Annotated in this window: 17 protein-coding genes; 7 read left to right on the top strand and 10 right to left on the bottom strand. The window is 71.5% G+C overall.

The window, feature by feature from the left end:
* Positions 1-56: 56 nt before the first annotated feature.
* The 4 genes from K4G59_RS04030 to ctaC all read right to left on the bottom strand — a co-directional run bounded on the left by K4G59_RS04030 (position 57) and on the right by ctaC (position 4,434).
* A complete protein-coding gene (locus K4G59_RS04030; protein WP_231249490.1) occupies positions 57-1,283 on the bottom strand; it encodes a L,D-transpeptidase in 1,227 nt (408 codons plus the stop codon).
* A 105-nt stretch (positions 1,284-1,388) separates the two neighbouring features.
* Positions 1,389-1,787: a cytochrome c oxidase subunit 4 gene (locus tag K4G59_RS04035; protein ID WP_231249491.1), complete on the bottom strand. Its 399-nt coding sequence runs from the start codon at positions 1,785-1,787 to the stop codon at positions 1,389-1,391.
* Positions 1,784-3,547 (bottom strand): aa3-type cytochrome oxidase subunit I, encoded by a 1,764-nt coding sequence (ctaD, locus tag K4G59_RS04040; protein WP_425572348.1) that lies wholly within the window; start codon positions 3,545-3,547, stop codon positions 1,784-1,786. The genes K4G59_RS04035 and ctaD overlap by 4 nt, the downstream gene beginning before the upstream one ends.
* Positions 3,544-4,434 carry an aa3-type cytochrome oxidase subunit II gene (gene ctaC / locus K4G59_RS04045; protein WP_231249493.1) on the bottom strand — a complete coding sequence of 297 codons (891 nt, stop codon included), beginning with the start codon at positions 4,432-4,434 and terminating at the stop codon, positions 3,544-3,546. Before ctaC ends, ctaD begins: the two co-directional genes overlap by 4 nt.
* A gap of 177 nt (positions 4,435-4,611) precedes the next feature.
* Here ctaC and K4G59_RS04050 point away from each other — a divergent pair, with 177 nt between their 5' ends.
* Both K4G59_RS04050 and K4G59_RS04055 read left to right on the top strand, forming a co-directional pair.
* Positions 4,612-5,739 carry a cysteine desulfurase family protein gene (locus K4G59_RS04050; RefSeq protein ID WP_231249495.1) on the top strand — a complete coding sequence of 376 codons (1,128 nt, stop codon included), beginning with the start codon at positions 4,612-4,614 and terminating at the stop codon, positions 5,737-5,739.
* Between the two features lies 1 nt (position 5,740).
* Positions 5,741-5,980: a sulfurtransferase TusA family protein gene (locus K4G59_RS04055; protein WP_231249496.1), complete on the top strand. Its 240-nt coding sequence runs from the start codon at positions 5,741-5,743 to the stop codon at positions 5,978-5,980.
* Between the two features lie 13 nt (positions 5,981-5,993).
* Here the strand turns inward: K4G59_RS04055 and K4G59_RS04060 are convergent, their stop codons facing one another.
* Complete coding sequence (locus K4G59_RS04060; RefSeq protein ID WP_231249498.1) at positions 5,994-6,980, bottom strand: carbohydrate kinase family protein; 987 nt, start codon at positions 6,978-6,980, stop codon at positions 5,994-5,996.
* A gap of 64 nt (positions 6,981-7,044) precedes the next feature.
* Between K4G59_RS04060 and K4G59_RS04065 the strand changes: the two genes are divergently transcribed.
* Complete coding sequence (locus K4G59_RS04065; RefSeq protein WP_231249499.1) at positions 7,045-7,287, top strand: hypothetical protein; 243 nt, start codon at positions 7,045-7,047, stop codon at positions 7,285-7,287.
* Between the two features lie 59 nt (positions 7,288-7,346).
* On the opposite strand, the gene erpA is transcribed toward K4G59_RS04065, so the two are convergent.
* Positions 7,347-7,706, bottom strand: a complete 360-nt coding sequence (gene erpA / locus K4G59_RS04070; protein ID WP_207081919.1) for an iron-sulfur cluster insertion protein ErpA — start codon at positions 7,704-7,706, stop codon at positions 7,347-7,349.
* 88 nt (positions 7,707-7,794) lie between these two features.
* Positions 7,795-8,877, bottom strand: coding sequence for a glycerate kinase family protein (locus K4G59_RS04075; RefSeq protein ID WP_231249501.1), 1,083 nt, complete (start codon positions 8,875-8,877; stop codon positions 7,795-7,797).
* A 41-nt stretch (positions 8,878-8,918) separates the two neighbouring features.
* Here K4G59_RS04075 and K4G59_RS04080 point away from each other — a divergent pair, with 41 nt between their 5' ends.
* Both K4G59_RS04080 and K4G59_RS04085 read left to right on the top strand, forming a co-directional pair.
* The gene (locus tag K4G59_RS04080) at positions 8,919-9,338 is read left to right on the top strand and encodes an SRPBCC domain-containing protein (protein ID WP_231249502.1); all 420 of its coding nucleotides are present in this window, start codon (positions 8,919-8,921) and stop codon (positions 9,336-9,338) included.
* Positions 9,335-10,222 carry a GNAT family N-acetyltransferase gene (locus K4G59_RS04085; protein ID WP_231249504.1) on the top strand — a complete coding sequence of 296 codons (888 nt, stop codon included), beginning with the start codon at positions 9,335-9,337 and terminating at the stop codon, positions 10,220-10,222. Before K4G59_RS04080 ends, K4G59_RS04085 begins: the two co-directional genes overlap by 4 nt.
* A gap of 16 nt (positions 10,223-10,238) precedes the next feature.
* Here K4G59_RS04085 and K4G59_RS04090 read toward each other — a convergent pair whose 3' ends face one another.
* Positions 10,239-11,480: a glucose-1-phosphate adenylyltransferase family protein gene (locus K4G59_RS04090; RefSeq protein ID WP_231249506.1), complete on the bottom strand. Its 1,242-nt coding sequence runs from the start codon at positions 11,478-11,480 to the stop codon at positions 10,239-10,241.
* 89 nt (positions 11,481-11,569) lie between these two features.
* Between K4G59_RS04090 and nadA the strand changes: the two genes are divergently transcribed.
* On the top strand, positions 11,570-12,748 hold the full coding sequence (gene nadA / locus K4G59_RS04095) for a quinolinate synthase NadA (RefSeq protein WP_231249507.1): 1,179 nt from the start codon (positions 11,570-11,572) through the stop codon (positions 12,746-12,748).
* A gap of 15 nt (positions 12,749-12,763) precedes the next feature.
* On the top strand, positions 12,764-13,960 hold the full coding sequence (locus K4G59_RS04100; protein WP_231249508.1) for a winged helix DNA-binding domain-containing protein: 1,197 nt from the start codon (positions 12,764-12,766) through the stop codon (positions 13,958-13,960).
* Here K4G59_RS04100 and K4G59_RS04105 read toward each other — a convergent pair.
* Positions 13,957-15,141: a sensor histidine kinase gene (locus K4G59_RS04105; RefSeq protein ID WP_231249510.1), complete on the bottom strand. Its 1,185-nt coding sequence runs from the start codon at positions 15,139-15,141 to the stop codon at positions 13,957-13,959. The two genes, K4G59_RS04100 and K4G59_RS04105, sit on opposite strands and share 4 nt — an antisense overlap.
* Positions 15,138-15,710, bottom strand: coding sequence for a PspA-associated protein PspAB (gene pspAB, locus K4G59_RS04110; RefSeq protein WP_231249511.1), 573 nt, complete (start codon positions 15,708-15,710; stop codon positions 15,138-15,140). The genes K4G59_RS04105 and pspAB overlap by 4 nt, the downstream gene beginning before the upstream one ends.
* Position 15,711: the final 1 nt, after the last annotated feature.

The following is a 15,711-nucleotide window of genomic DNA, read 5'->3' on the forward strand; positions in this document are numbered from 1 at the left end:
CCTCACGCACCGCTCCCCCGGCGCCGAAGCACAGCCAGCGGGAGCGGTCCGAGACGTCAGGAAAGGGCGGAGCCGGACTTCCAGTCGGCCGGCGAGAGGTTCCAGTCGCCGTAGCCGTTCTCGAGCGTCATCCGTCGCTCGGAGCCGACCACCTCGACGACGTCGCCGCGGCGGGTGCGCTCGTAGAGCCAGGCCGCGTCGGCCAGGCTCATCCCGACGCAGCCGTGCGAGACGTTGGCACTGCCCTGGGAGCCGGCCGACCAGGGCGCGGCGTGGAGGAACTCGCCGGAGTAGGTGACACGCAGGGCGTACTGCACGTTCGAGAGGTCGTAGAACTCCGGGTCGCTCTCGTCGACCCCGAGAGTGGCGGCGCTCATCCGCTTGCGCCGGAACGTCTCGATGATGACCTTGGTGCCGGAGCGGGTCTCCCAACCGGCCTTGCCGGCGCTGATCGGCATTGTCCGGGCGAGCTCGCCGTTGATGAAGGTGCGCATGGTGTGGGTGCGCACGTCCACCTTGCTGACGACCGCGTCGCCGATGGTGAAGTCGATGCTGCGCGCCTCCTGGCCGTAGATGCCGTTGCCCGCCGGGAGGCTGTTGATGTCGAGGTCGACGGACACCTCCGTGCCGGGCTTCCAGTAGCTCGTCGGGCGCCAGTGGGCCTCCCGGTCGCTGAGCCAGTACCACGATCCTCGCTGTGACGGCGTGCTGCTGACCTGCATGTGCTCCTCGAACAGGGCGCGGTCGCTCACGGGCAGGTCGAAGGTGACCACGACCGGCATCCCGACGCCGACGGTCTCCCCGTCCAGCGGCGCGACGGCGGCGAAGGTCTGCTCGTCCAGGCTGAGGTCGACGGTGCTGAAGGTCCGCGTGCGCTCGACGCTGCGGCCGTCGGACCGGGTCGCGGACGCGGTGATCGTGTAGTCGGTGCCGGGCTCGAGCAGCGTCGAGGCCGTCCACCGGCCGCCCGCGACCGAGCCGTCGACCACGCCGGCAGCCGAGGCGACGCGTACGTCGTCCAGGGTGCCGCCCGACGTGCCGACCGTGACCGGCGCGTCGATCGGCACCGCGGTCGGGTCGGCGAAGCTGGTGGTGAGGCGTACGGGTTCCGGGGCGGGCGTCGCAGACGTCGCGGGGTCTCCGGGACCCTCCTCGTGTGTGGCGCTGTCGTCCGTCGAGCAGGCGACGAGCGTGCCGGTCAGGACGAGCAGCGCCGCGGCCGCCGACGTACGACGTCGGAGCAGGTGCGTGCCGGGCAGCGGTGCGAGCGCGCGAGCAGGCATCTGACGAATCCCCCAGGTGGAGCGAGTGACGAGCAGGTGGAACAGGAAGAGCCCGTCCAGCCTACGGCGTGGACGGGCTCTTCCGAAGACGGCGAGCGACGAGGCTCAGTGGGCGTGCTCACCCCGGTAGTACTCGAACACGAAGCCGCAGGCGACGACAGCGCCGACGGTGAAGCCGATGATCACCAGCCACCACGCGGCGAACGCGGTGCCGTAGACGATCACGCCGAGCGCGAGCGCGCACCACAGCGGCCACCAGGAGTAGGGCGGGAAGAAGCCCAGCTCGCCGGCACCCTCCGCGATCTCACCCTCCTTGCGGTCCTCGGGACGCGGATCCATGCGCGAGGCGTGGAAGCCGAGGTAGAGGGTGACCATGCCGAAGAGCAGCGCCGTCATGACCAGGGCGGACGTGCCGGTCCAGTCCCCGGAGAGGAACCAGTACGCCGGCGCGACGACCGCCACGAACAGTGCGGTGATCCCGAAGATCCAAGCCTCGGCCTTCATCGACCGTCCTCCTCGTTGTCCTCGACACGGTCGCGGAGCATCTCCTCGCGTCCGTGCACGTCAGGTGCGTCGGCGACGTCGCCGTTGCGCTCTGCCTCGTTGTCACCGAGCTCCATCAGCGCGACCTCGGGGTGGTGCAGGTCGAACGCCGGGGACTCCGAACGGATGCGCGGGAGGCTGACGAAGTTGTGGCGCGGCGGCGGGCAGCTGGTGGCCCACTCGAGCGAGCGGCCCCAGCCCCACGGGTCGTCCACCTCGACCTTCGGGCCCTTGGCGGACACGTAGACGTTGTAGAGGAACGGGAGCGTGGAGGCGCCCAGCAGGAAGGCACCCACCGTGGAGATCTGGTTCAGCGTGGTGAAGCCGTCCTCGGGCAGGTAGTCGGCGTAGCGACGGGGCATGCCCTCGACACCGAGCCAGTGCTGCACCAGGAAGGTGAGGTGGAAGCCGATGAACAGGATCCAGAAGTGCAGCTTGCCGAGACGCTCGTCGAGCATCTTGCCGGTCATCTTCGGCCACCAGAAGTAGAAGCCGGCGAACATCGCGAACACCACGGTGCCGAACACGACGTAGTGGAAGTGCGCCACCACGAAGTAGGAGTCGGAGACGTGGAAGTCCAGCGGCGGGCTTGCCAGGATCACGCCGGTGAGACCACCGAAGAGGAAGGTCGTCAAGAAGCCGACCGACCAGAGCATCGGGGTGTCGAAGGACAGGGATCCGCCCCACATCGTGCCGATCCAGTTGAAGAACTTCACACCCGTCGGCACGGCGATGAGGAACGTCATGCCGGAGAAGAACGGCAGGTCGACCGCACCGGTGACGTACATGTGGTGGGCCCACACGGCCACCGACAGCATCGCGATGCCGAGGGTGGCGGCCACCAGGCCGACGTAGCCGAAGATCGGCTTGCGGCTGAAGACCGGGAGGATCTCGGAGATGATGCCGAAGAACGGCAGGGCGATGATGTAGACCTCTGGGTGGCCGAAGAACCAGAACAGGTGCTGCCACAGGATGGGCCCGCCGTGCGACGGGTCGAACACGTGGGCACCGAGGATCCGGTCGGCCTCCAGCGACAGCAGCGCGCCGGCGAGGATCGGGAAGACCAGGATCACCAGCATCGAGGTGATCAGCGTGTTCCACACGAAGATCGGCATCCGGAACATGGTCATGCCGGGCGCGCGCATGCAGATGATGGTGGTGATGAAGTTGACGCCACCGAGGATGGAGCCGAGGCCGGCCATCCAGAGGCCCATGATCCAGAGGTCACCGCCGACGCCGGGGCTGCGGACCGCGTCCGAGAGCGGCGTGTAGGCGAACCAGCCGAAGTCGGCGGCACCCTGCGGCGTGAGGAAGCCCGAGGCGGCGATGAGGCCACCGAACAGGAACAGCCAGTAGCTGAACATGTTCAGGCGCGGGAACGCCACGTCGGGGGCACCGATCTGCAGCGGCATGATCACGTTGGCGAAGCCGAAGAACAGCGGCGTCGCGAAGAGCAGCAGCATGATCGTGCCGTGCATCGTGAACAGCTGGTTGTAGAGCTGGTCGTTGACGATCTGCGAGCCGGGGTAGGCCAGCTCGGACCGGATCAGCATCGCCATGACGCCAGCGATGAGGAACCAGGCGAACGACGTGATCAGGTACATCTTGCCGATCAGCTTGTGATCGGTGGTCGTCAGCAGGCGCACGGCCTGCTGGCCGAGCGGCTTGCGCTCCGGCGGCGGCGCCGCGGCGTGCGGTGCGGAAGTGGTTGCGGCGCTCACTCGTTGCTTCCTTCCGAGTCGTCCTCGAGGCCGACCTGGTCCCGGACGTAGCTGCCACCGAGCAGCGGGGAGTCGGCGGTGTTGCCGGCTTCGGCGAGCTCGGCGAGGTAGGCGTCGTACTCGGCCTGGCTCACGACCTCGACGTTGAAGAGCATCCGCGAGTGCGAGACACCGCAGAGCTCATAGCACTTGCCGGCGTAGGTGCCCTCGACGGTCGGGGTGACCTGGAGCTTGTTCACGCGGCCGGGGATCACGTCCATCTTCACGAGGAAGGACGGCACGCCGAAGTCGTGGATGACGTCGGGCGAGTGCAGGTTGAACTGGACCGTCCGGTCGACGGGGAGGTAGAGCGTGGGGATGACGCGGCCGGTGCCGGAGAAGTAGACGTAGTCGTCGTAGGCGAAGTCGGGCTCGCCGTTGTCGTCCTCACCCGCGGTCGCGGTCGGGTCCTGCTCGCCGACGCCGTAGTTGAAGGTCCACGACCACTGCTGGCCCATGACCTCGACGGTCAGGTCGGGCTCGGGCTCGATCTTGATGACCTCGTCCTGCACGCGGACGGTGTGGAAGAAGAACACCACGCACATCAGCACGGGAGCGATCGTGTAGAAGACCTCGAGGGGCAGGTTGTAGCGCGTCTGCCGCGGCACCTCGTCGTCGCTGCGGCGGCGGAACTTCACCACGGCGTAGAAGATCAGGCCCCAGACGATGACGCCGGTCACCATGGCGGCGACCCAGGCCCACTTCCAGAGCTCGTAGGTGTAGGGACCCTGGGCCGTGGCCCGGTCGGGCATGGCGAGGTTCTTGATCTGGTGCGTGTCGGCCTCCGAGCATCCGGCCAGCACCAGCATCGTCACGCCCAGCAGCGCGATCTTCAGGCTGCGCCGCATCGGCGCGCCCGAAAGCTTGGGGACTTGCAGACCCACTGACGAGCCTCTCTCTCGGTCCTTTTTCGACGTAGGAAGAGTATCCCCAACCGCCCCCAACGTCCCGGGCAGGGTCGGGTGTCGGTCGATCTGCCCGATCCACGCGCGTGGCAGACCCGCCCCGTGGCATAGGTTGCCCCTGTGAAAGGGGCCGGGGCGGGCGAGGAGTACCTCGACAGCGCCTCCGCCGTGCCGCTCCACCCGGCCGCCCGCGACGTGCTCCTCGCCGCCCTCGACCAGGGGTACGCCGACCCCCGCCGGCTGCACCGCGCCGGACGCACGGCTCGCCTCCTGCTCGACAACGCGCGCGAGGCCACCGCGGACGCTCTCGGCGTGCGTCCCGACGAGGTCACCTTCACCCCCAGCGGCACCCACGCGGTGCACCTGGGGCTGCTGGGGCTGGTGCGCGGCTCGCGACGCGGCGACGTCGTGGTGCACTCGGCCGTCGAGCACTCCGCGGTGCGCCACGCCGTCGCGTGGGGCGCCCGGTCCGCCGTCGTCCGGTGCGACCGCGAGGGCAGGGTCGACGCCGGCGACCTCGCCGAGGCAGCCGCGACGCCTGAGGTCGGCGTCGTCGCCCTCCAGGTCGCGAACCACGAGGTCGGCACCGTGCAGCCCGTCGGCGAGCTCGACCTGCCCGACGACGTCCCGCTCTTCACCGACGCATGCGCCTCGATGGGCCGGCTGCCGCTGCCGGACGGCTGGGCCGCGGCTGCCGGGTCGGCGCACAAGTGGGGCGGCCCGGCAGGTGTCGGCGTGCTGCTGGTGCGCAAGCGCGCCCGCTGGCGCAACCCCTTCCCCGGCGACGACCGGGTCGACGAGCGCTCGACCGGCTTCGAGAACGTCCCCGCCGTGCTCGCCGCGGCCGCGGCACTGCAGGCGGTGGTGGCCGAGCGTGACGAGGTCAACGCCCGCCAGCACGCGCTCGTCGACGTCGTACGCCGTCGCGTGGCCGCGGAGGTGCCCGACGTCGAGGTGGTCGGCGACCCGCACCGGCGGCTCCCCCACCTGGTGACCTTCTCCTGCCTCTACGTCGACGGCGAGGCGCTGGTGACCAAGCTGGACCGTCTCGGCTTCGGCATCGCCAGCGGATCGGCCTGCACCGCCTCGACCCTCACCCCCAGTCACGTCCTGGAGGCGATGGGGGTGCTGACGCACGGCAACGTCCGGCTCTCGCTCGGGCGGGACACGACACGCACCGAGGTGGACGCCTTCTGCGACGCGCTCCCGGGCGTCGTGGCCGAGATCCGTGCGCGCGTGGGGCTCTGACGTGGACGACCCCGTCGACCTCGAGCTCGACTGCCGCGAGATGCCGTGCCCGATGCCGGTGATCGAGCTCGCCCGCCACCTCGACGACGTCGAGGTCGGCGGGCTGCTGGCCGTGGTGGCGCGCGACCCGGCCGCGGCCGTCGACGTGCCGGCGTGGTGCCGGATGAAGCAGCAGGACTACGTCGGTGCGGACACCGCCGACGACGGCGTCCCGCGCTACGTCGTACGCCGTCTCGGCTGACGGCCGGCGGGCCTCACGGTCGGATCGTCTCGAGGTGCGGCTCGAAGTCGGCGACGGCCTCGTCGCCGTAGGTCGCTGCGCAGCGGGCCAGGAAGGCGCTGCGGGAGATCTCGTACTCCTGGGTGCCGACCTGCTCGACGACGTAGACGGCGAGCAGGCAGCCGAGCTGGGCGGCGCGCTCGTGGCCGAGGCCCCAGCTGAGGGCGGCGAGGAAGCCGGCACGGAAGGCGTCGCCGACGCCGGTGGGCTCGACCTTCTCGATCTCGGGGACGGCCGGGACGACGACGGACTCCTCGCCCTCGCGGTCGATGCGCACGCCGGCGGGGCCGAGGGTCACCACCCACGTGCCGACGCGCGAGAGGACCTCCTCGGGGCTCCATCCGGTCTTCTGGGTGATGAGGCTGGCCTCGTACTCGTTGGAGAACAGGATCTCGGCACCGTCGATCAGCGGCCGGATCAGGTCGCCGTCACCGAAGGCGAGCTGCTGCGAGGGGTCGGCGAGGAAGCGGTAGCCGCGCTGGCGGCACTCCTCGGTGTGGCGCAGCATCCCCTGCGGGTCGTCGGGGCCGATGATGACGTAGTCGGGCTCGCCGACGCGGTCGACGATCGGCTTGAGCTCGATCTCGCGCGACTCGCTCATGGCGCCGGCGTAGAAGCTCGCGATCTGCGCCATCGAGGAGTCGTTGGTGCACACGAAGCGAGCCGTGTGGCGCGTCTCGGAGACGTGCACCGAGTCGCAGTCGACGTTGTGGCGCTGGAGCCACGCGCGGTAGTCGGCGAAGTCCTCACCGACGGCCCCGACGAGCACCGGGCGCAGGCCCAGGTTGCCGAGGCCGAAGCAGATGTTGGCCGCGCATCCTCCCCGGCGCACCTCCAGGTCCTCGACCAGGAAGGACACCGACAGCTTGTCGAGCTGGTCGACGACCAGGCTGTCGGAGAACCTACCCGGGAAGGACATCAGGTGGTCGGTCGCGATGGATCCGGCAACGAGGAGGGACACGACGCGAAACACTACCTCCCGGTACAGCTCGGGATACCACGCAGTAGCCAATAGCGTCGTTGCCATGACGACGTCACGACACCCCGCGCACCTGGTCCACGACGAGCTGGCGACCCCCGACGAGATGGCCGCCGACTGCCGGGCGGTCGGTCGCCACCTCCGCCTGGAGCGCGCCGCGCGCGCCGCCGTCGCCGCACCCCCCAGCATCCGCTACGAGGACTACCCGGCCGAGGTCGGCAAGCGCGAGATCCGGGTCTCCGACGCCGCCGCGCGCATCGCCAACGCCCTGCACCTGCACCTGGACTGATCGGTCAGGAACGACGAAGGGCCCCAGCCTCTCGGCTGGGGCCCTTCGCAGGTGTCACGTCAGTGGAACGAGTCGCCGCACGCGCACGAACCGGTCGCGTTGGGGTTGTCGATCGTGAAGCCCTGCTTCTCGATGGTGTCGACGAAGTCGATCTCGGCTCCGTTGAGGTAGGGGACGCTCATCCGGTCGACGACGACGGTCACGCCGTCGAAGTCGGTGGTGACGTCGCCGTCGAGCGTGCGCTCGTCGAAGAAGAGCTGGTAGCGCAGGCCCGAGCAGCCACCGGGCTGCACGGAGATGCGCAGGGCCAGGTCGTCACGGCCCTCCTGCTCGAGGAGGCTCTTGATCTTGCCGGCAGCGACGTCGGACAGGTTGATCTGGTCGGTGCGGCGCTCAGTGGTCTCGACCTGCTCGGTCATCTCATCACTCCAGGAAGTATCGGGGTCTCGCTCGTTGCAATGGTCGCACACCTGGGGATATTCCCCGACCCCACGAGGCGGCCGGGCCTCATCGCGACCAGGTCCGCGCCACGCGCTGCGCGAGGTCGGCCAGCGCCTCGGCCGGGGCGGCGTACGCCCGCTCCTCCCCCACCAGCTCGACCAGGGAGTACGCCGACTCGATCCCGAGCGCGCGCATCTCCCGCGAGCCGACCAGCACCTGACCGGCCAGCGCGATGCAGGGCCGCAGCGCCTCCGAGGCGACCCCGGCCACGCCGTAGGGCACCTTGCCGGCGCGGCTGGAGAAGTCGAAGGCGCCCTCGCCGGTGACGACGAGGTCGCTGCGTCCGGCCCGCTCGGCGAGCGAGACCGCCGCGGCCACCAGGTCGATGCCCGGCTCGCGGGAGGCACCCAGGACCAGGAGGGCGTAGCCGATGCCACCGGCGGCCCCGGCACCCTTGTCGAGGGACGTACGCCGGTCCGTGGCGGTGGCGAACGCCTCGAGCCAGCCGTCCACCTCGGCGATGCGCTCCTCCGCGATGCCCTTCTGCGGCCCGAAGGTCTTCGTGGCCCCGAAGAGCCCGGTGAGGGGGATGTCGACGTCACTGGCGGCCACGAGGGTGACGCCGGCGAGGCGTTCGCGAGCTGCCGACAGGTCGACGTCGCCCACGCCCGACAGGGCGGCCGGCCCGGCGTCGAGCACCGCGTCGGCGGTCGCCCCGAGCGCGGCGAGCAACCCGGCCCCGCCGTCGTTGGTGCCCGTGCCGCCGAGCCCGACCACGACGGTCCGGGCGCCTGCGTCCACCGCGGCCAGCACCAGCTCCCCGACCCCGCGGCTGGTCGCCGTCTCCGGGTCGCCGTCGACCAGGTGGAGGCCGGCGGCCTGCGCGCTCTCGACGTACGCCGTGTCACCGACCCGCAGCACCACGGCCGGCACCGATGCGCCGTGCGGACCGCCGACGGTGACCGCCGACAGCTCCCCACCGAGGGCGGCGTGGAGCACGTCGACGAAGCCCGGTCCCCCGTCCGCCATCGGCGCGAGGTCGAGCTCGTCCCCGGGCGCGTGGCGGCGCCAGCCCTCGGCGATGGCGTCCGCGGCCTGCACCGCGGTGAGGGTGCCGGCGAACTTGTCCGGGGCGATGAGCACGCGCATGGCGCCATCCTCGCAGTGGAGCCGTCCGGCATGCTGGCCGCATGAGTCTTGACCCGATCGTCGCCGAAGTGACCGTGCCGGTGACCCCCACCGAGGCCTTCGTCGGCTTCACCGCCCAGATGGGCGAGTGGTGGGACCCGGCGGTGACCCCTGAGCCGGCCACCTACAGCGGCATCGCGATCGACCCCGACGGTCCCGTCGAGATGGTCCACGGAGACGAGCACTTCACGTGGGGCCGGGTGATGGAGTGGGACCCGATCGGCCGCTACACGCAGGAGTTCTGGCTCGGTCACCCCGAGGACGAGGCGACCGTCCTCGACGTCCGCTTCACCGAGGCGGAGGCCGGCGCCACCCTCGTACGGCTGGTGCACAGCGGCTGGCTGCCCGGCACCGAGGACCTCCGCGCCCGCTACGCCGACTGGCAGCGGCTCCTCGATCGCTACGCCGCGCACGTGTCGTGAGCGGGGCGCTCGTCCGTCCGATGCGCGAGGACGACCTCGAGGCGTTCGGCGAGATCACCGCGACCAGCTACCACCAGGTCGACGTCCGCTCCTACCCCCGCTCGTGGCCCGACCCCGTACGCCGTCCTCCCGGGCGCACGGGCGCCTGGATCGACCGCACCCGGGCGGCCCTCGTGACCGACGCGGGCGGCTGCTGGGTGGCCGAGGTCGACGGCGAGGTGGTGGGCGGAGCCGTCTCGCGGGTGCGCGAGCTGATGTGGATCCTCGCCTCCTTCGCGGTCCGGCCCGACCACCAGGGCCAGGGCATCGGCGCCCAGCTGATGGCGGCGGCGCTGCACCACGGCCGCGGGTGCCTGCGCGGCATGTTCGCCGCCAGCGCCGACCCCGGTGCGGCACGCCGCTACCGACTGGCCGGCTTCGACCTCCACCCGCAGATGCTCCTGCGCGGCGCTGTCGACCGCAGCGCGATCCCCGTGGTGGACCGGGTGCGGGAGGGCACCGCGGCCGACATCGACCTGCTCGACTCCGTCGACCGGCGGACCCGTGGAGCCGCTCACCTGTCCGACCACGAGCTGCTGCTCGCCCAGTTCCGCCTGGTCGTCACCGACCACACCACGGGATCCGGCTACGCCTACGTCGACGACGACGGGGCGCCGACCCTGCTCGCGGCCACGAACCGGCGTACGGCGTCGGGGTTGATGTGGGAGGCGCTCGCCTCGTCCCGACCGGACGCCGAGGTCTCGGTGCAGCACATCACCGCGGCGAACCAGTGGGCCCTCGACGTGGGACTCGCGGCACGCCTGGCGATCCACCAGAACGGCTACCTGTGCGTGCGGCGGATGAAGCCGCCCACGCCCTACCTGCACCACGGCAGCCTGCTCTGAGGCCGACGGCGACGTCCTACAGCTGCGAGCCCGGCTCGAGCCGCGCACCCGCCGCGACGTCGCCTCTGACGCGTGAGTCGCGCCCGACCAGGACCACGTCCTCGTCGCGGGCCAGCCGCGCCGACGGCTCGGCACCGACCCGGGCGCGTGCCGCCACCTCGCAGCGCTCGTCCAGCACGGACGTGCGCACCATGGCGCCGGCACGGACCACGCAGTCCTCCAGGAGCACGCTGTCGTGCACCTCGGCGCCCTTCTCGACCACGACACCGGGGCCGAGCACGGAGCCGACGACGAGGCCGGAGACGTCGACCCCCGGGGACAGCACCGAGTCGCGGCACTCCCCCGCCGCCCGCACCCGCGCGGCGGGGCGGTCGGGCCAGTGGGAGATGACGGGACGGTCCGGGTGGTCGAACACGTCGACCCGGCCCTGCAGCAGGTCGCGGTGGGACTGGAGGTAGAGGCCGGGCTGCCCGACGTCGCGCCAGTAGCCGGTGAGGGGCACGGCGGCGACCCTGCCGCCCTCGACGAGGCGCGGCAGCAGGTGCTCGCCGAAGTCGCCGATCCCGCTGTCGCCGGCAGCCGTGTCCTGGGGGTCCTGTCCTGGGGCCAGCTCGCGGCGCAGGTCCTGGAGGGTGTCGAGCAGCACGTTGGTGTCGTAGACGAAGATCTCGCTCGCCACCGTGCCGGCCGAGGGTCGCGACGGCTTGTGCTCCACACCGGTCACGGTGCCGTCGCGCCCGGCGAGCACCACGACGTTGTCGGAGGCGTCCTTCTTGGTCACCTCGCTGGTGAGCACCGTGGCCACGCGGCCCGAGGCGAGGTGCTCGTCGATCACCGGCTCGAGGTCCATGTTGAAGACGTGGTCGGCGCTGCACACGACGAGCGCGCGGGCGCCGAACGCAGCGATGTCGGCAGACATCCGCAGGAGCAGGTCACCGTTGCCGAAGGCGAAGCCGCTCTCGGTCGCGGGACCGGTGCCGGTCTGGGGGATGATCCGGCGGAAGCCTCCCCGGTTGCGGTCCAGCGACCACGGCCGGCCGCCGGAGAGGTAGTCGTCGATCGAGGTCACCTGGTACTCCAGCGACACCCAGACGTCGGCGAGGTCGGCGTGCACCATCGCGGACATGGCGAAGTCGACGAGCCGGTGCACACCGCCGTACGGCAGGGCGGGCTTGGCGCGCTCCCGGGTCAGCACGTCCATGCGGGAGCCCTGCCCGCCCGCCTGGACCAGGGCCAGCACCTCACCGCGTCGTGGCATGGCGAAAGCATGGCACGCGGGCCGGTGCCGGACGTCCCTCCCTCCGGGCGGGGCATGTCGATGTCACCGACGCGACCTAGGATCGACCCATGAGCCTCGTCGACCTGCCGCTCCTCCCCCTCGGCAAGGGCCGCGACCTCGACGCCGAGCGCGGCGTGGAGTGTCCCGGTGACCTCCCGGCAGCCTCGGACCCCGGCCTCGTGGAGCGCGCCCGCGCCGCCAAGGCGGCCCTCGGCGAGCGCGTGTTCGTCCTGGGCCACCACTACCAGCGCGACGAGGTCATCCAGTTCGCCGACGTCACCGGTGACTCCTTCAAGCTCGCCCGCGACGCCGCAGCGCGGCCCGCCGCCGAGTTCATCGTCTTCTGCGGCGTGCACTTCATGGCCGAGTCGGCCGACATCCTCACCTCACCGGCGCAGCAGGTCGTGCTGCCCGACCTCGCGGCCGGGTGCTCGATGGCCGACATGGCCCGCCTGCGCCAGGTCGAGGACGCGTGGGACGCGATGGCCGACGCCGGCATCCAGGACGTCGTCGTGCCCGTGACCTACATGAACTCCAGCGCCGACATCAAGGCCTTCTGCGGCCGCAACGGAGGCGTGGTCTGCACGTCGTCCAACGCCGACGTGGCGCTCGACTGGGCGTTCGCCCAGAAGGGCGACGGCGACGCCAAGGTGCTCTTCCTCCCCGACCAGCACCTCGGGCGCAACACCGCTGTCCTCCAGATGGGCATCGCCCTCGACGAGTGCGTGGTGTGGGACCCCCACCAGCCCGGTGGCGGGCTGAGCGCCGACGAGCTCCGCAACGCCCGGATGATCCTGTGGAAGGGCCACTGCTCGGTGCACGGTCGCTTCTCCGAGGACGTCGTCGACGAGCTGCGCGCCCAGCACCCCGGGATCAACATCCTGGTCCACCCCGAGTGCAAGCACGAGGTCGTGCTCAAGGCCGACCTCGTCGGGTCGACCGAGTTCATCATCAAGACCATCGAGGCGGCCGAGCCCGGGACGGTCTGGGCGATCGGCACCGAGCTCAACCTCGTCAAGCGCCTGGCCGACGCCCATCCCGACAAGACGATCGTCTTCCTCGACCGCAACGTCTGCTACTGCTCGACGATGAACCGCATCGACCTGCCGCACCTGGTCTGGGCCCTGGAGAACCTTGTCGCCGGCACGGTCGTCAACCAGGTCACCGTCGACCCGGAGACCGAGGCCGACGCGCTCGTGGCGCTGCAGCGGATGCTCGACCTGCCCGGCAAGTCGCACCGCGACTGAGCCCCGCCGCCGTCGATGGCCCTGCCCAGGATCGGTGACGCCGAGCGTCGTCGCCGGATCGCCGTGCGCCACGCGCTGGCGCCCGGTCACCGGCTCGGCAGCGTCGAGGCGGTGACGCGGGCGATGACCGTGCTGCACGCGACCGAGGCCGCAACCGTGCACCTCGCCGTCGCCGCCCGGTCCGAGGGCCTCGACGTCGACGCCGTCGACCACGCGCTCTACGACGAGCGCAGCGTCGTCAAGCAGCTGGCCATGCGGCGCACGCTCTTCGTCTTCCCCCGCGACCTCCTGCCCGCCGCGTGGGGCAGCGCGTCGGCACGCGTCGCGACGGCGGAGGGCAAACGGGTCGCCAAGATGGTGGAGGGAGCCGGGCTGGCCGACGACGGCGCTGCCTGGCTCGAGGCCGCCCGCACCGCCACCCTGGCCAGGCTCGCCGACGGTCCCGCGACCACGGCGGAGCTCCGCGCGCAGGTGCCCGAGCTGGCCGGTTCCGTCGGCGGCGACACCGACAAGCCGTCCGACCGGCCCGTGCCCGTCGCACCCTGGGTGCTGACCCATCTCGGTCTGACCGGTTCCGCGTTCCGCGCGCGCAACGCCGGCCACTGGCGGGTCAACAAGCCGAGCTGGGCCACCGCCCGGGAGTGGCTCGGCGCGGCGGCGGAGCCGTGGGACGAGGCCGCCGGCTACGCCGAGCTGGTCCGCCGCTGGCTGGCCACGTTCGGCCCCGGCACCACCGCCGACGTCCAGTGGTGGCTCGGCTCGACCAAGACCGCCGTCACCCGGGCCCTCGCCGACGTCGGTGCCGTGGAGGTCGCCCTCGACGACGCGACGACCGGCTGGGTGCTGCCCGACGACACCGCCGACACCCCGCCCGTGGAGCCGTGGGCCGCGCTGCTGCCGACGCTCGACCCGACCGTGATGGGCTGGAAGTCGCGCGACTTCTACCTCGCCCCGGTCCACGGGCCGCGGCTCTTCGACACCAACGGCAACGCCGGCACCACCGCGTGGTGGGACGGCCGGGTCGTGGGCTGCTGGGTGCAGGACGACTCCGGAGCCGTACGCCTCTCGCTGCTCGAGGACGTCGACCCGACGGGCCGTGCCGCGCTGGAGCAGGAGGCGGAACGGCTGAGCCGGTGGCTCGACGGCACCGTGGTGGGCACCGTCTACTCCTCGCCCCAGATGAAGCAGGCCCGGCTCGCCCCGTCGGCCTAGGTGTGGCCGGGCGCGGGGAGCTCGAACCAGAAGACCGAGCCACCCCCGGGGCGGTCCTCGACCCCCATGGACCCGCCGTGTGCCTCGACGATGCGGCGGCAGGTCGCCAGCCCGATGCCGGAGCCGTCGACGGTCTTGTCGAGGCGGGCGAGCGGCGCGAAGACGCGCTCGTGCTGCTCGGCAGGGATGCCGCGCCCGCGGTCGCGCACCTCGACGCGGTGGTGCTTGTCGAGCGCGCGTGCGTCCACCTCGATGTCCGGCGGGGCACCAGCAGCGCTGAACTTCGCCGCGTTGTCCACGAGGTTCATCAGCACCGACCGCAGCTGCGGTCCGTCGCCACGGACGGTCGGGAGCGGACCGACGACCACGTGTGCGCGATCGATCCGGCCGGCGAGGTCGTCGAGCGCCGCATCGAGCTCCGGGCCCAGGTCGACGAGGTCGTCCCCGGGTGCGGCGCCCTGCGCGGCGAAGTCCAGCAGACCGCCGATCATGTCCGTCATCCGCTGCACGCCGCGCCGCGCGCGGGCGACCGTGTCGACCTGGTAGGGGTCGGTCACCTCGAGCTCGAGGCTCTCGAGCGAGAGCGAGATCGAGGTCAGCGGGTTCTTCAGGTCGTGGCTGACCTGCCCGGCGAAGTGCGCGAGGCGCTCGTTGGAGGTCGACAGGCGTGCGTTGGCGTCCCGCAACCGCCGCGAGGCGAGCTCGAGCTCCAGCACGTCGACGACGCGGTCGGCGAGCTGTGCGAGACCTCGGGCGGCCTCGTCGTCGACCTCGTGCGTCGCGCTGTCGAAGACGCACAGGGTGCCGATGACGACCCCGGAGGGAGTGGTCAGCGGGTGGGAGCCGTAGAACTTCACGTCGCCGATCTCGCCGGTCGTCCACGGGCTGTGGGCGAACCGGGCGTCGCGCCCGGCGTCCTCGAGCATCACCGGCTGGCCCGACTCCACGACCACCCGGCACAACGCGTCCTCGCGCGCGGAGTCCTGCCCTTCGAAGCCCGTCGTGGCGACCTGGTGCTGGGTGTCGGCGGTGAAGAGGTTGACGGCGGCGAAGGGCACGCCGGCCACCCTGGCGGCGAGCTCCACGAGCGCGTCGAGCTCGCGGCGCGGCGGGCGGTCGAGGACGCCGTACGCGGCCAGCACCCGTTCGCGCCTGGCGTCGCCGTCCTGCAGCGCCGTCACAGGCCGGGCGCCTTCCACACGGCGAGCCAGCGCTGCAGGTCCGGCTCCATCGGCAGCTCGTCGGCAAGCAGGTCGCGCACGGAGAGCTCCAGCAGGGTGTCGCGCGACTGGGGGCCGCTCGGTGAGAAGGGGTAGAACGTGCCCTGCTTGTAGAGGTAGGTGAGCCCGAACCGCTGGCCGGACGCGTTGGCGAAGGGCACCATCGAGCAGAGCAGGCCGCTGTCGAAGCCGTTGAGCTCGAGGGTGGTGTTGACGGCGTGGAGGTCGGTGCAGAGCCCCGACATGTCGCCCGGGTCGCCCGTGACCACCAGCCAGGTGAAGCCGTAGTCGTCCTCGCTCACGCTCACCTGCGGCGCCTCGGCGTCGTCGCGCAGCAGCGCCACCACGTCCTGCTGGGTCTGTGCGAAGGCAGCCCCGGCGGCCGAGCGGTAGCAGACCGAGCCGGAGCCGGTCGGCTCGAATCCCAGCGCGGTCTGGAGCGTGATCGCGGCGCTCGGCACGAGGAACAGCGCGTCGAGGTTGTTGCGCTTCGGCTGCGTCCTGGCCCGCATCGCCTCCCAGAGACCCATC

Origin of the sequence: Nocardioides furvisabuli, assembly GCF_021083185.1 — a bacterium.
In the GTDB taxonomy this organism is placed as follows: domain Bacteria; phylum Actinomycetota; class Actinomycetes; order Propionibacteriales; family Nocardioidaceae; genus Nocardioides; species Nocardioides furvisabuli.